The 15,100-nt window shown below is 69.0% G+C and carries 11 protein-coding genes; 8 read left to right on the top strand and 3 right to left on the bottom strand.

Going from position 1 to position 15,100, the window contains the following annotated elements; translation table 11 throughout:
- Positions 1–804 precede the first annotated feature (804 nt).
- Positions 805–3,087, bottom strand: a complete 2,283-nt coding sequence (locus ACWGKT_RS14690) for a (Fe-S)-binding protein (RefSeq protein WP_453273867.1) — start codon at positions 3,085–3,087, stop codon at positions 805–807.
- 218 nt (positions 3,088–3,305) lie between these two features.
- Between ACWGKT_RS14690 and ACWGKT_RS14685 the strand changes: the two genes are divergently transcribed.
- The 5 genes from ACWGKT_RS14685 to ACWGKT_RS14665 all read left to right on the top strand — a co-directional run bounded on the left by ACWGKT_RS14685 (position 3,306) and on the right by ACWGKT_RS14665 (position 8,581).
- Positions 3,306–4,325: an MraY family glycosyltransferase gene (locus ACWGKT_RS14685; protein WP_356145594.1), complete on the top strand. Its 1,020-nt coding sequence runs from the start codon at positions 3,306–3,308 to the stop codon at positions 4,323–4,325.
- Positions 4,326–4,419: 94 nt separating this feature from the next.
- Positions 4,420–6,258: a molecular chaperone DnaK gene (gene dnaK / locus ACWGKT_RS14680; RefSeq protein WP_453273866.1), complete on the top strand. Its 1,839-nt coding sequence runs from the start codon at positions 4,420–4,422 to the stop codon at positions 6,256–6,258.
- Complete coding sequence (gene grpE, locus ACWGKT_RS14675) at positions 6,255–6,908, top strand: nucleotide exchange factor GrpE (protein WP_356145600.1); 654 nt, start codon at positions 6,255–6,257, stop codon at positions 6,906–6,908. The genes dnaK and grpE overlap by 4 nt, the downstream gene beginning before the upstream one ends.
- Before the next feature lie 33 nt (positions 6,909–6,941).
- Complete coding sequence (gene dnaJ / locus ACWGKT_RS14670) at positions 6,942–8,120, top strand: molecular chaperone DnaJ (RefSeq protein WP_453273865.1); 1,179 nt, start codon at positions 6,942–6,944, stop codon at positions 8,118–8,120.
- 5 nt (positions 8,121–8,125) lie between these two features.
- Positions 8,126–8,581: a heat shock protein transcriptional repressor HspR gene (locus ACWGKT_RS14665; RefSeq protein ID WP_356145606.1), complete on the top strand. Its 456-nt coding sequence runs from the start codon at positions 8,126–8,128 to the stop codon at positions 8,579–8,581.
- 58 nt (positions 8,582–8,639) lie between these two features.
- On the opposite strand, the gene ACWGKT_RS14660 is transcribed toward ACWGKT_RS14665, so the two are convergent.
- Positions 8,640–10,400 carry a PA14 domain-containing protein gene (locus ACWGKT_RS14660; protein WP_453273864.1) on the bottom strand — a complete coding sequence of 587 codons (1,761 nt, stop codon included), beginning with the start codon at positions 10,398–10,400 and terminating at the stop codon, positions 8,640–8,642.
- A 294-nt stretch (positions 10,401–10,694) separates the two neighbouring features.
- Between ACWGKT_RS14660 and ACWGKT_RS14655 the strand changes: the two genes are divergently transcribed.
- The gene (locus tag ACWGKT_RS14655) at positions 10,695–11,801 is read left to right on the top strand and encodes a substrate-binding domain-containing protein (protein ID WP_356145612.1); all 1,107 of its coding nucleotides are present in this window, start codon (positions 10,695–10,697) and stop codon (positions 11,799–11,801) included.
- A 466-nt stretch (positions 11,802–12,267) separates the two neighbouring features.
- The gene (locus ACWGKT_RS14650) at positions 12,268–13,305 is read left to right on the top strand and encodes a helix-turn-helix transcriptional regulator (RefSeq protein WP_356145615.1); all 1,038 of its coding nucleotides are present in this window, start codon (positions 12,268–12,270) and stop codon (positions 13,303–13,305) included.
- A 16-nt stretch (positions 13,306–13,321) separates the two neighbouring features.
- On the opposite strand, the gene ACWGKT_RS14645 is transcribed toward ACWGKT_RS14650, so the two are convergent.
- Positions 13,322–14,359, bottom strand: coding sequence for a helix-turn-helix transcriptional regulator (locus tag ACWGKT_RS14645; protein WP_356145618.1), 1,038 nt, complete (start codon positions 14,357–14,359; stop codon positions 13,322–13,324).
- A 273-nt stretch (positions 14,360–14,632) separates the two neighbouring features.
- Between ACWGKT_RS14645 and ACWGKT_RS14640 the strand changes: the two genes are divergently transcribed.
- Positions 14,633–14,968 carry a hypothetical protein gene (locus ACWGKT_RS14640; RefSeq protein ID WP_453273863.1) on the top strand — a complete coding sequence of 112 codons (336 nt, stop codon included), beginning with the start codon at positions 14,633–14,635 and terminating at the stop codon, positions 14,966–14,968.
- Positions 14,969–15,100: the final 132 nt, after the last annotated feature.

The raw sequence follows: 15,100 nt of genomic DNA, 5'->3' as shown, positions 1-15,100 counted from the left end.
GTGGCGCGTCCGCCCACCGAGTGATGGCCGCTAAGCCAACCCGGTGTGCGTGTGAGGTGCTGGCGCGCCGCCTCCTCCGGCCGGTGGCCGCTTGGCTGGCCCGGTGTGCGTGTGAGGTGCTGGCGCGTCCGCCCACCGAGTGTTGGCCGCTAAGCCAACCCGGTGTGCGTGTGAGGGTGCTGGCGCGCCGCCTCCTCCGGCCGGTGGCCGCTTGGCCGACCCGGCGTGCGTGTGAGGTGCTGGCGCGCCCCCTCCCCCGACCGATCGCCGCTTAACCCGCCCGGCGTGCATGTGAGGTGCTGGCGCGCCCCCTCCCCCGACCGATCGCCGCTTAACCCGCCCGGCGTGCATGTGAGGTGCTGGCGCGCCCCCACCCCCGGCCGATCGCCGCTTAACCCGCCCGGCGTGCCCGCGAGGCGCTGGCGCGCCCCCTCCACCCACGTGGCCGCTCAGCTCACCCAAGGGCCGACGCCGGGCTGGGCCACCGTTCCTCAGGGCCGCTCGCTCGCTTCTTGGCCGGGCTGGAGTGGGCCGGGTCAAGGGTGGCCCGTAGGGCCATCGCCGTAGGCGACGCGGAGCGCCCTTGAGGCGGGCCGCGGAAGCACGACACTGAGAGGAAGCGAGCGGCCCAACAGTCGGCCCGAAGGGGCCCTCAGCCCACGCACACGGCAACGCCCCCCATCCGCACGGCAACGCCCCCCACCCGCACGACAACACCCCCCACACACAACAACGCCCCCCAACCATCCAGGTCAGGGGGCGCCATCGCGTTCCTCAACGGCCGAATGCCGAATGGCTGGCCGGTTACTTCACCGGCTCCGGCTCAGGTTCGTTCTCCGTTGTCGTCTCGCCCGCCGGGTCGACCGGTGTCTTGACGGAGTCGAGGAGCAGCTGGGCCACGTCCACCACCTGGATGGACTCCTTGGCCTTGCCCTCGTTCTTCTTGCCGTTGACCGAGTCGGTGAGCATGACCAGGCAGAACGGGCAGGCCGTCGAGACGATGTCGGGGTTCAGGGACAGGGCCTCGTCGACGCGCTCGTTGTTGATGCGCTTGCCGATCCGCTCCTCCATCCACATGCGGGCACCACCGGCGCCGCAGCAGAAGCCGCGCTCCTTGTGGCGGTGCATCTCCTCGTTGCGGAGGCCCGGGACCTTCTCGATGATCTCGCGCGGAGGCGTGTAGATCTTGTTGTGGCGGCCCAGGTAGCACGGGTCGTGGTAGGTGATGATGCCCTCGACCGGGGTCACCGGGATCAGCTTGCCCTCGTCCACCAGGTGCTGCAGCAGCTGGGTGTGGTGGATGACCTCGTAGTCGCCGCCGAGCTGCGGGTACTCGTTGCCGATCGTGTTGAGGCAGTGCGGGCAGGTGGCGACGATCTTCTTCGCCGACTTCGGCTTGCGCGACTCCGCCGTGACCTTGCCGTCGTCGTCCAGCTCCTCGCCGAACGCCGTGTTCAGGGCCATGACGTTCTCCATGCCGAGCTCCTGGAACAGGGGCTCGTTGCCCAGGCGGCGGGCGGAGTCACCGGTGCACTTCTCGTCGCCGCCCATGATCGCGAACTTCACGCCCGCGATGTGCAGCAGCTCGGCGAAGGCCTTGGTGGTCTTCTTGGCGCGGTCTTCGAGGGCGCCGGCGCAGCCGACCCAGTACAGGTACTCGACCTCGGTGAGGTCCTCGATGTCCTTGCCGACGACCGGGACCTCGAAGTCGACCTCCTTGGTCCACTCCAGGCGCTGCTTCTTCGCCAGGCCCCAGGGGTTGCCCTTCTTCTCCAGGTTCTTGAGCATCGTGCCCGCCTCGGACGGGAAGGCGCTCTCGATCATCACCTGGTAGCGCCGCATGTCGACGATGTGGTCGACGTGCTCGATGTCGACGGGGCACTGCTCGACGCAGGCGCCGCAGGTGGTGCAGGACCACAGGACGTCCGGGTCGATGACGCCGTTCTCCTCGACGGTGCCGATCAGCGGGCGCTCGGTCTCGGCCAGGGCCGCGGCGGGCACACCGGCCAGCTGCTCCTCGGACGCCTTCTCCTCGCCCTCGACGGTCTTGCCGCCACCCGCGAGCAGGTAGGGCGCCTTGGCGTGGGCGTTGTCGCGCAGCGACATGATCAACAGCTTCGGCGACAGCGGCTTGCCGGTGTTCCAGGCGGGACACTGCGACTGGCAGCGGCCGCACTCGGTGCAGGTGGAGAAGTCGAGGAGGCCCTTCCAGGAGAACTGCTCGACCTGGGAGACGCCGAAGACGTCGTCCTCGCCCGGGTCCTCGAAGTTGATCGGCTTGCCGCCGGAGGTCATCGGGAGCAGCGCGCCGAGCGAGGTCTCGCCCTTGGCGTTGCGCTTGAACCAGATGTTCGGGAACGCCAGGAAGCGGTGCCAGGCCACACCCATGTCGGTCTTCAGGGCGACCACGATCATCCAGATGAAGGAGGTCGCGATCTTCAGGCCGGCGAAGAAGTAGGTGAGGTTCTGGAGCGTGGAGAGGTCCATGCCCTCCAGCCACGACACCACCGGGTACGAGATGAAGAACGAGGCCTCGTAGCCGTCGACGTGGTGCTGGGCGCCCTCCAGGGCGTGCAGCATGAAGATGCAGATGCCGACGGTGAGGATGACGGTCTCGACGAAGTACGCCTGGCCGAAGTTGGAGCCGGCGAAGCGGGACTTGCGGCCCGGCCTGTCCGGCCTGCTCAGCTGGCGGACGACGATCAGGACCGCGATGCCGAGCACGGTCATCGTGCCGATGAACTCGACGAAGACGTTGTACGGCGTCCAGTCGCCGAGGATCGGCAGCAGCCAGTCGGCCTGGAACAGCTGGCCGATGGCGTTGACGATCGTCAGCAGCAGGGTGAAGAAGCCCACCGCCACGAACCAGTGCGCCACGCCGACGATGCCCCAGCGGTTCATCCGGGTGTGGCCGAGGAACTCCCGGGCCACGGTGACGGTACGCTGCACGGGCTCGTCGGTGCGGGTGCCCGCGGGCACACTCTGGCCGAGTCGCATGAAGTTGAAGATCTGCAGGATGGCGCGGGCGAACAGGGCCACACCAACCACGATCAGAACCAGCGACACGATGATCGCGGCGAGTTGCATTTCGGGGCTCCTCGGGCCTGCGAGGGGGATTCTTCGAGGGGATCCTCGACATTACTAAGCGGTAACTTATGCAGTCCGTTTGAGACTACCCCCATCCTCCGCCGCACTGTAGTCAGCCGTGCGGTGATCTGCGTCGCTGAGGGTGACCTCAAAAGGTCGATGAAGATCCGATCGTGTTATTCGTACCAAATTGCTACATTCACCCCTAATTTAGATCCGTGCTCTACGGGATCGCCGCCGCCACCTCCGCCCTCCTGCTCGCCGCCCTGCTCACCGCGCTGCTCCACGGGCCCGGCCTGCGGGCCGGTGTCGTCGACCGGCGGCGCCAGCGGCCCGTGCCGCTGCTGGGGGGTGTCGCCGTCGTGCTCGCCACCTGTCTCGTCGCCGGGGTGGGCGAGTGGACGGGCGTGGCCCCGCTGGGGGACGGAGTGGCGGACCTGCTCGTCGCGGCCGCCGGGGTCGCCCTGCTCGGACTGGTCGCCGACCTGTGGCGGCTGCGGGCACGGGTGCTCGTCGCCGGTACGGCGGTGGCGGCCGCGTGCGTCGTGCCGTACGACGAGACCGGTCTCGGGGCCGGGATTCTCGCCGTGGGCTGGATCGTCTTCGTCGCCCTCGCCTTCAAGGGGCTCGATCACGCCGACGGTCTCGTCGGGACCGTCGGCGTCATCACCGCCTTCGGGGTCGGGGGCTGCGCCGCCACCGAGATGATGGACGGGCTCGCGGTGCTGCTCAGCGTGCTGGCCGCCGCCCTCACCGGCTTCCTCATGCACAACTGGCCGCCCGCGCGGACCGGGCTCGGCGCCTGCGGGTCGCTGTTCACAGGCTTCCTGCTGGCCTCCTCCGGCGTCTTCGCCCGGGCGGGGTACGACCTCGGTTCCGGCGCCGGGGTGCTGTTCTCGCTGGCCGCCCTGGCCGCCGCCGACGTCCTGCTCGTGGTCGTGTCGCGCCGGCTCGCGCGGCGGCCGCTGCTGCGCGCCGGGCCGGACCATGTCGCCCACCGGCTGCGGCGGCTCGGGCTCACCCCGCAGGGGGTCGTCGTCCTGCTGGGGCTCGGTACCTTCTCCGCGGTCCTCGTGGGAGTGTTCGCGCACACCGGGTACGCGGCGGGGAGTGCCGTGTTCTGGGTGGCCGGCGGGGCCGTTGTGGTCGTCCTGCTTCTCCTTCGGGTACCTGTGTACGGCGCCCGCCGGATTGCGTCCACGCAGGTCAGAGGCCAGTTGCGTGTAAGGAACGGATAAGAGTTGAGTCCACGCGACTCAGGTCTGTTGACCCAGTGGCGACCCTCGTGCACACTTGAGTCCGTTCCACTCAAGTCAGCTGGAGGAAATCACCATGGCACGTGCGGTCGGCATCGACCTGGGCACGACTAACTCCGTCGTCAGCGTTCTGGAGGGCGGCGAGCCCACCGTCATCACCAACGCCGAGGGTGCCAGGACCACGCCGTCCGTCGTCGCCTTCGCCAAGAACGGCGAGGTGCTGGTCGGCGAGGTGGCGAAGCGCCAGGCGGTCACCAACGTGGACCGGACCATCCGTTCCGTGAAGCGCCACATGGGCACCGACTGGAAGATCCAGTTGGACGGGAAGGACTTCAACCCGCAGCAGATCTCCGCCTTCATCCTGCAGAAGCTGAAGCGCGACGCCGAGGCCTACCTGGGCGAGAAGGTGACCGACGCGGTCATCACCGTCCCGGCCTACTTCAACGACTCCGAGCGCCAGGCGACGAAGGAGGCCGGCGAGATCGCCGGTCTGAACGTCCTTCGTATCGTCAACGAGCCCACCGCGGCCGCGCTCGCCTACGGCCTCGACAAGGACGAGCAGATCATCCTGGTCTTCGACCTCGGTGGCGGCACGTTCGACGTCTCGCTGCTGGAGATCGGCGACGGTGTCGTCGAGGTCAAGGCCACCAACGGTGACAACCACCTCGGTGGTGACGACTGGGACCAGCGCATCGTCGACTACCTGGTCAAGCAGTTCGCGGCCGGTCACGGTGTGGACCTCGGCAAGGACAAGATGGCTCTGCAGCGTCTGCGCGAGGCTGCCGAGAAGGCGAAGATCGAGCTGTCCTCGTCCACCGAGACCTCGATCAACCTGCCCTACATCACCGCGTCCGCCGAGGGCCCGCTGCACCTGGACGAGAAGCTGACCCGCGCTCAGTTCCAGCAGCTGACCGCGGACCTGCTGGAGCGCTGCAAGACGCCGTTCCACAACGTCATCAAGGACGCCGGCATCTCCCTCGCCGAGATCGACCACGTCGTCCTCGTCGGTGGTTCCACCCGTATGCCCGCCGTCGCCGAGCTCGTCAAGGAGCTGACCGGTGGCAAGGACGCCAACAAGGGCGTGAACCCGGACGAGGTCGTCGCCATCGGCGCCGCTCTCCAGGCCGGTGTCCTCAAGGGCGAGGTCAAGGACGTCCTGCTCCTCGACGTGACCCCGCTGTCCCTCGGTATCGAGACCAAGGGCGGCATCATGACCAAGCTGATCGAGCGCAACACCACGATCCCGACGAAGCGTTCGGAGATCTTCACGACGGCCGAGGACAACCAGCCGTCGGTGCAGATCCAGGTCTACCAGGGCGAGCGCGAGATCGCGGCCTACAACAAGAAGCTCGGCATGTTCGAGCTGACCGGTCTGCCGCCGGCGCCGCGTGGCGTCCCACAGATCGAGGTCGCCTTCGACATCGACGCCAACGGCATCATGCACGTCACGGCGAAGGACCTCGGCACCGGGAAGGAGCAGAAGATGACCGTCACCGGCGGCTCCTCGCTCCCGAAGGACGAGGTCGACCGCATGCGTGAGGAGGCCGAGCGCTACGCGGAGGAGGACCACAAGCGCCGCGAGGCCGCCGAGACCCGCAACCAGGGCGAGCAGCTCGTCTACCAGACCGAGAAGTTCCTCAAGGACAACGAGGACAAGGTCCCGGGCGAGATCAAGACCGAGGTCGAGGCCGCGATCGCCGAGCTGAAGGAGACGCTCAAGGGCGAGGACACGGCCGAGATCCGCACCGCCACGGAGAAGGTCGCGGCCGTCTCGCAGAAGCTGGGCCAGGCCATGTACGCCGACGCCCAGGCCGGGCAGGCCGCCGCCGACGGCGCCGGTGAGGCCCCGCGTGCCGACGACGACGTCGTGGACGCCGAGATCGTCGACGACGAGCGCAAGGACGGTGCCGCGTGACGGAGGAGACCCCGGGCTTCGAGGAGAAGCCCGACGTCCCCTCCGGCGCCACCCCTGACGACGCCGAGCCGAAGGCCGCCTCCGAAGAGGGGGCGGCCCCGGCAGGGGACGCGAATCGGACAGCCGGCCTGGTGGCCCAGCTGGACCAGGTGCGCACGGCACTCAACGAGCGCACCCTGGACCTCCAGCGCCTCCAGGCCGAGTACCAGAACTACCGCCGCCGCGTCGAGCGCGACCGGGTCGCGGTCCGGGAGATCGCCATCGCGAACCTCCTGACCGAGCTCCTGCCCGTGCTCGACGACATCGGCCGCGCCCGGGAACACGGCGAGCTCGTCGGCGGATTCAAGTCCGTCGCCGAGTCGCTGGAGACCGTCGCGGCGAAGATGGGACTGCAGCAGTTCGGCAAGGAGGGCGAGCCCTTCGACCCGACGATCCACGAGGCCCTGATGCACTCGTACGCGCCGGACGTCACCGAGACGACGTGCGTGGCGATTCTGCAGCCCGGGTATCGGATCGGCGAGCGCACCATCCGCCCCGCGCGGGTGGCGGTGGCCGAACCCCAGCCCGGGGCGCAGTCGGTCAAGGCCGAGGGCGCCGAGGAGACCGCGGCGGCCGACGACAAGGAGAACGGTGGCCCGGACGAGGGCTGACGTTGAACGGATGAGGAAGGAGGGACGTCGGGGATGAGCACCAAGGACTTCATCGAGAAGGACTACTACAAGGTCCTCGGCGTCCCCAAGGACGCCACCGAAGCCGAGATCAAGAAGGCGTACCGGAAGCTCGCCCGCGAGTTCCACCCGGACGCCAACAAGGGCAACGCCAAGGCGGAAGAGCGTTTCAAGGAGATCTCCGAGGCGAACGACATCCTCGGTGACCCCAAGAAGCGCAAGGAGTACGACGAGGCTCGCGCCCTCTTCGGCAACGGCGGCTTCCGCCCGGGGCCGGGCGCGGGCGGCGGCTCCTTCAACTTCGACCTGGGGGACCTCTTCGGAGGCGGCGCCCAGAGCGGAGGCGGCTTCGGCAACAGCGGCGGTGGGTTCAGTGACGTCCTGGGGGGCCTGTTCAACCGGGGTGGCGGCGGCGGTACACGGACGCAGCCCAGACGCGGCCAGGACATCGAGTCCGAGGTCACGCTGAGCTTCACCGAAGCCATCGAGGGCGCCACGGTCCCGCTGCGGATGTCCTCGCAGGCACCGTGCAAGGCCTGTTCGGGCACCGGCGACAAGAACGGCACGCCGCGCGTGTGCCCGACCTGCGTCGGCACCGGCCAGGTGGCCCGGGGTTCGGGCGGCGGCTTCTCGCTGACCGACCCCTGCCCCGACTGCAAGGGCCGCGGCCTGATCGCCGAGCACCCCTGCCTGGAGTGCAACGGCAGCGGGCGGGCCAAGTCGTCCCGCACGATGCAGGTGCGCATCCCGGCGGGCGTCACCGACGGGCAGCGCATCCGGCTGCGCGGCAAGGGCGCGCCCGGCGAGCGGGGCGGTCCGGCCGGCGACCTGTACGTGGTCGTGCACGTGGGCGAGCACCCGGTGTTCGGACGCAAGGGCGACAACCTCACGGTGACCGTCCCGGTGACGTTCTCCGAGGCCGCTCTCGGCGGCGAGGTCCGGGTCCCGACCCTCGGCGGCCCCACCGTCACCCTGAAGCTGCCTCCGGGCACGCCCAACGGCCGCACCATGCGGGCGCGGGGCAAGGGCGCGGTCCGCAAGGACGGCACTCGCGGGGACCTGTTGGTCACCGTCGAGGTGAGTGTTCCCAAGGACCTGTCGGGGAAGGCTCGTGATGCGCTGGAGGCGTATCGCGAGGCGACCGCGGGTGAGAACCCGCGGGCGGAGCTGTTCGAGGCCGCGAAGGGAGCCTGAGAGTGATGGAAGGCCGTCGACGTAACCCGTATGAACTGACCGAGGAGACCCCGGTCTACGTCATCTCGGTGGCGGCCCAGCTCTCCGGCCTGCACCCGCAGACGCTGCGCCAGTACGACCGTCTGGGCCTGGTCTCGCCCGACCGCACCGCGGGCCGGGGCCGCCGCTACTCGGCCCGCGACATCGAACTGCTGCGCACCGTCCAGCAGTTGTCGCAGGACGAGGGCATCAACCTGGCCGGCATCAAGCGCATCATCGAACTGGAGAACCAGGTCGCCGCCCTCCAGTCCCGCGTGGCGGAGATGGAAGCGGCCCTGGACGGCGCCGCGGCCGCGATGCGGCAGCGGGAGGCCGCCGTGCACGCCTCCTACCGACGCGACCTGGTTCCGTACCAGGAGGTCCAGCAGACCAGCGCGCTGGTGGTGTGGCGTCCCAAGCGGCAGCAGTCGTCGGCGGACTGACCTCGCCTCAGGACAAGCGAAGGGGCCGGGAGGCGTACAGCCTCCCGGCCCCTTCGTGTCACTTGACGGGCGCGCTGATCGCCCAGCCGCCGGCCGGTGTCGTCTCCGTGCCGTCGGCCTGCACGCCGGTCACCCAGTAGTAGGAGACCGAGCCGCGCTTGGCGCCGGTGTCGAAGTACGTGTGCGCACCGGCCCCCAGTTCGGCGATCCGCTCGTAGGCGGCGGTGGCCGGGTTCCAGCGGTAGACACGGAAGGCCTGCGCGGGGTTGGCGGACTCCTCCTCACCCGCGCCGAGCCCGGACCACACCAGCTGGTTGCCCTCGTCGCCCTCCGCGCCGGTGGCGTCCAGCCGCAGCGGCGAGCCCTCGGGGGTCGCCACGCTCGGCGTCATGTCGAGCTCGGTGGCGGTCACGGCCTCGGCCGGGCCGTTCCACTTGATGGCGGAGTTGCCGTCGTCGTCCACGGCGTCGAGGAAGAAGCAGGCCTGGCCGCCGTCGGGGAGCGTGGTGTACGCGAAGGACGTCTCGTCGGGCGAGACGTAGTCCGTCGCGGTGCCGTAGCAGATCTTGTCGCCCTCGTCGTTCTCCAGCAGCTCCCCCCGGTGGACCGTGTAGTACTGCAGGTCCGTGGCGGGGTTCTTGTCCCAGTTCAGCTGGAAGCCGTACTCGGTCGGGGTGACGGTCAGCCCGCTGACGAGGGCCGGCGGGTCGTTGTCCCAGATCTTGCCGCGCTGCGGGACGGACCGGGCGGACTCGTTGCCCGCCGCGTCGACGGCCGACACACGGTAGTAGTAGACGGTGCTCTCGGCGGCCGAGGTGTCCAGGTAGGAGAGCTCGCCGGTGCTGCCGAGCTTCGTGTACGTGCCGTTCTCGCTCGCGGCCCGGTAGACGCGGTAGGACACCGCGTCCGGGATCTTCTCCCAGCCGACCTTCAGTCCGCCCGTACCGCCCGTGGGGGTCACCTCGCCCGTCGCGGTCGTCACCGTGGGCGCCGCGGGCGCGACCCGGTCGGCGGTGGTGACGGGCTGGTCCGCGGTTCCGGTCGACTCGTTTTTGGCCTTGTCGTAGGCACGGACCTCGTAGTAATAGGTCTCGCCGGCCGTCGGGAGCGTGCTGTCCGTGTACGACGTGGCGGTGGTCGTCGCGAGGGGAGCGGTGCCGAACGACGCGCCCTTCAGGCGGCGGTAGACCCGGTACCCGGCGAGGTCCATCTCCTTGTTCTTCGCCCAGGCGAGCTTCGCCCTGCCGGTGGCCGGGTCGTACGTCGCCGAGGCGCCCGTCGGGGCAAGGGGCTTGACCTTGTCGACGGTGGCGGAGGTGCGCGGCGCGTAGGAGAAGCGGACGTTGGCGGCACCGGTCAGGTTGATGTAGTCGACGCGGAGGGTGTGCGTGCCCTTGGACAGGGTGATGTCGACCGACTTCTTCTGGGTGGTGGAGACGTTCTTCCAGAGGTCGATCTTCCGCGTGCCGTCGACGTAGACGCGGACGCCGTCCTGGGTGGCGGTACTCAGGGTGAAGGGGCCGCCGGACCCGAAGTCGCGTGTCACGGTCCAGCGGACGCCGAAGTTGTCCTTCGGCAGGCCGGAGGCGGCCGCGCCACCGGCCCAGTTCTCGTCGATCGCGCTGTCGCAGTCGGTCTTCTTCGCAGTGCCCGAGAAGGTGGTGTTCGCGAAGAACTGCCGCATATAGACGGGCGAGGCGCACCGGGTGGCGGCGGAAGCGGGGGCCGCGGCGGCGACGGTGGTGCCGAGCAGTCCGCCGGCCGTGGCGAGGACGACGGTGAGGGCGGCACCGGGCGTCGCGGGTCTGGCTGGGTTCATTCGATCCTCTGATCGGTTCGTGGCGGCGGCTTGAGCCGCCGGTGATCACGACTCGCAAGAAAAGGTGTTGGTTGTACGGATCTTTGCCTCCCCATGAACTTCGCTTGGATGGAGGGTCCGTAAAGGTCGTTTGGAGGTGATTCCGTCAGCTCTTCACAGGTGCAGCGCAGCGTGGTGTTGCGGACTCGTTAAGTAGTTCGGCTTGACGTCGGGTATCGCCGCCGCGTTGTCTTTTCAGACATCTGGGTCGCAAAGCAGCCCCACGTCCGGAACGCACCTGAAGTGAGCCCCCGAATGCGTCGTATCGCCATAACCGTGGCCGCGTCCACGATGACCCTCTCGCTCGCCGGCTGCGGTGTGCTCGGTGCGACGGGTGACTCAAGTGAGGCGAGCCCGACCAAGGGCAACGACGTGACGGTGGGTCTGCTGCTGCCGGAGACGGCGAACACGCGGTACGCGAAGTTCGACTACCCCATCATCAAGGAGAAGGTCTCGGCCCTCACCAGGAAGCTGGGCAGGGTCGAGTACGCCAACGCGGGCGCGGACGCGGGCAAGCAGGCCCAGCAGATGCAGCAGATGATCGCCGACAAGGTCGACGTCATCCTGCTCGACGCGGTCGACTCGCACGCCATGGCGGGCGAGGTCAAGAAGGCCAAGGACGCGGGCATTCCGGTCATCGCCTACGACCGGCTGGCCGAGGGTCCGATCGACGCGTACATCTCCTTCGACAACGAGCTCGTGGGCGAGGTGCAGGCCCGCTCGCTGCTGGAGGCCCTGGGGTCGAACATCGACACCTCGGACAAGATCGTCATGGTGAACGGGTCGCTCACCGACCCGAACGCCAAGCAGTTCAAGCAGGGCGCCATGTCCGAATTGAACGGCAAGGTGACGATCGCGGGCTCGTACGACACCAAGGACTGGAAGCCGGAGAACGCCACGGCCGAAATGACCGAGGCGATCAACAAGATCGGCAAGGGGAACATCGCCGCCGTCTACTCCGCCAACGACGGCATGGCGGCCGGCGTCATCAAGGCCCTCAAGGCCGCAGGCATCACCACCATGCCGCCGATCACCGGCCAGGACGCCGAGCTGGACGGGGTGCAGCGGATCATCGCCGGCGAGCAGTACATGAGCGTCTACAAGTCCTACCCGAGCGAGGCCGAGGCCGCCGCCGAGATGGCCGTCGCCAAGGTGCAGGGCAAGGACATCCAGTTCGACGCCCTCACCCAGGACCGCGTCGACAGCCCCACCAACAAGGACATCCCGGCGCAGCTGGTCACCGTGACCGCCCTGACGAAGGGCAACATCAAGGACACGGTCCTCGCGGACGGCATCTACAAGGTCTCCGAGATCTGCACCCCCAAGTACAAGGCGGCCTGCACGACGCTCGGCCTGAAGTAGCCGCGACCGGCCCGAAGTAGGGGTGATCGGCTGGAAAAAGCCGTGATCGTCCCGAAAGGGCCGGATCTCGTCGCTCGGCCCGCGTGCGCGCGGGCGGAGGTCAATACGGCGCGGTGCCCCGTGTTCACCCTGAAGGGTGGAGGCGCGGCGCCGCGCCTTACGTGTGTGAAGTGGTCCGCGTCAAGAGGCCGGTTCCGGCCACCTGCTGCCGAGGTCCGAGGTGGGGCGTCCGACCGGGGTCGTGCCGGGGCGGACGGGCACCCGGGCGAACCGGGCGCAACCACGCATCTCCGGCCACCGGTTCGCCACCGTCAGCTTGTTGCAACGGGACGGCAGGAGCCCAGGAGAAACAGGGAGATACCGGTGCCATCCGGCGGTCGCGACGCGGAGAGCCGTGTTGCGGAGCCGGATTCGTCCGCGCATAGTTGCGCCACGGAAGTGGCAGCAACCGGGGGTGGAATGGGCGATGGCCGGGCGCGGGACGGAGGATCATCCACACGGGGCCGACCGACTGTGCGAGGCCGGGGATCGCGTGTACTCCCGGGCCGTACGGCGGGGCCGCGTGCCGCGCACGGATGCCGAGCCGGTGCCCTGCCTCCTGGAGCTGGCCCTGCTGCACCCGGACCCCGACGACATGGACTGGCTGGTGCCGACCTCGCCGCAGGAGGTCATGACCCGGCTGCTGCGCGGGGTCCACGACGAGGTCAGGGAGAGCCAGCGCCGGGTGGGTTCGGCGGTGGCGGCCTTCGAGTGGTACGCGGGGCTGGGCCGGCAACTGCAGGCCTCGGCGTCGGCGGAGGGCACGGCGATCCGCGTCCTGGACGGGCTGTCCCGGATCCAGGCCGCGATGGACGAGGCGACCGAGGCCTGCACCACCGAGGTGCTCACCGTGCAGCCCGGCGGCATCCGGCGGGAGGCCGAGCTGACCGAGGGCCTGCACCGGGCGCTGGCGCTGCGCGGGCGGGGCGTGCACATGCGCGACCTGTACACGCACGTGGCCCGGCACGGCCAGGGCCTGCTGACCTACCTGGAGCTGATGGGCGACGCGGTGGAGGCCCGGACGCTCGACGAGGTCATCGACCGGCTGATCCTGTTCGACCGCACGGTGGCCTTCATCCCGGCCAACGCCGACCGCACGATGGCCCTGGAGCTGCGCCACCCGGCGCTGGTCGAGTACCTGGTGACGGTCTTCGAGCGGCTGTGGCGGCTGGCGATCCCGCTGACGGCCTCGCTGCCGGACACCGGCATCGAGGGCATCTCGCACCGCGAGCAGTCCATCGCGGCCCTGCTGGCGGAGGGCCACCAGGACGCGGTGATCGCCGAACGCCTGGGCATCAGCGTGCGCACCTGCCGGGCCCACATCGCCCGGCTGTCGGAGACGCTGGGAGCGGCGAGCCGTGCCCAACTGGGCGTGCGGATAGCGCAGGTGGGGCTGGACGGGCCGCCCGGCGGCACCGGGATCCCCGTCGGCATTCCCGATCAGGAGTCCCCGAGCGTGCGCTGAGCCGGCCGCTCGGGGGTCACTGGGCGCCGTCCCGTCCCGGTATCGACGTGTCCTGGTTCAGGAGTCCCGACTGGGCGATGAGATAGCCGAGCTGGGCGCGGCTGCCGCTGCCCAACGCCTGGGCCAGCTTGGCGATATGGGCGCGACAGGTCCGTACGTTCATCCCGAGCCGGCGGGCGATGGCCTCGTCGACATGGCCCTCCACCAGCAGTTTCGCGATGGAGTACTGGATTTCGGTGATGCCGTCGGAGTCGACCTCGTACGGCCCGCCGGCGCCCATCGGCACCGCCCGGTCCCACAGGTACTCGAAGACCTTCATGAGGTAGCGGACCAGGCCGGGTTGGCGCAGTTCCAGGGCGATCTTCTGGTCGTCGCGGGCCGGGATGAAGGCCACGGTGCCGTCGCAGATGATCAGGCGTTCGACCAGTTCGTCGATGGTGCGGTACTCGACCTTGCCGTCGGAGAGCCGGGCCGCGATGGCCAGCTTCTCCGGGTTGTAGCGGGCCGTGTGCTGATACAGGCTGCGGACCTTGACGCCCCGTTCCATCAGCGGCCGGTCCCGTTCGAGGCCCTGCAGCAGGCTGTCCTCCGAGATGCGGTCGGAGGGCTGCACGGTGACGAGTTCGGTCTGGCACTGGGCCGTGGCGAGGTTGAGCGCCGCGTTGATCCGTTCGCCGCCCTCCAGGACGGTGATGGAGTCGCTGGTCGTGTGCGCCTCTGCGCTCAGCGTCATGAACGGTTCGAAGATCTGGGAGAGTTCGACCGACATCTGCCGGCGTTCGGTGATCTCGCGCTCCAGCGGATTGAGCCGCCGGGCCAGGGCGACCGCCGGTGGCACCGGGCGCAGCCAGTCGGGGTCGTCGGGATCCGGGTGGAGCAGGGCGAATTCCATCAGACAGGGGGCGGTCTCGGCATCCGCGCGGGCGACGCGCCCGGCGCGCAGAGCTGTGGCGTAAAGACGGCTTCCCTCGTCGCACAGCTCGGTCACCGAGTGAGGATGTGATGCTTTCGCCCGATTCGCTGCCAAATCTCCACCCCCCAGGGTCCTGAACATGCAGGAACATGATGCACCGATTGTGTGGCCACCACGTGCCCGAATAAGCCATCGTCGTACCTGACGGGGGAAAAGGGGACCTTCAAGTGAGGACGAAGCCGACCATGCGCAACAGACTGCTTCGCTCGGCGCTCGGTGCCGCCTTTTCCATCCTGGTTGTCCTGGGGGTGGGGAGCGGCGTCTTCGGCGCCAAGGGTGACGCTCAGGCGTTCACAGAGTGGCCTTCCGTGGCCGCGCACACCGACGCGACGGCAAGCGGAGCCGGGAGCTGACGTGACCACTCCACCCGACGACCGTTCCTTCCGCCGCGAAATGGCCACCGCCTACCGATCGGGCTGGCATTTCATCGACCTGGTCACCGCCATCCCCCACAGCGGTGACTCGTTGATGGTGACCGTCTTCGGTGAGCCGGTCGTCGTCACGCGCGACGAGGACGAGGACGTACGGGCGTACCGGTGCCTGCGTAAGCCTCGCGGGGCACCGCAGCCCGTGCGATGTGCCATCCGGTACGGAATGATCTTTGTGAACCTGGACCAACGAGACCACCAGCTGGCAGAACCGGATGACTCGGACTTGAGGACTATTTCGGCCACCCCCCGCAGTGCCTGACGCGATTCCCCCGTCGTAAAAGATCGCTCAGGTGCTTCCCCCCGCAGCGGGGGGGGGGGGGGGGCCAGAACAGGGGGCCCCCGCCGCGTGTGTGGGGGTGTAAAGTTTTATGGGGGGTTTTGTAGATTGTGG

It is taken from the genome of Streptomyces sp. NPDC054794 (assembly GCF_053611585.1).
Note: the sequence above shows the minus strand (reverse complement) of the source record. Positions and strands in the feature narration are given on the sequence as shown.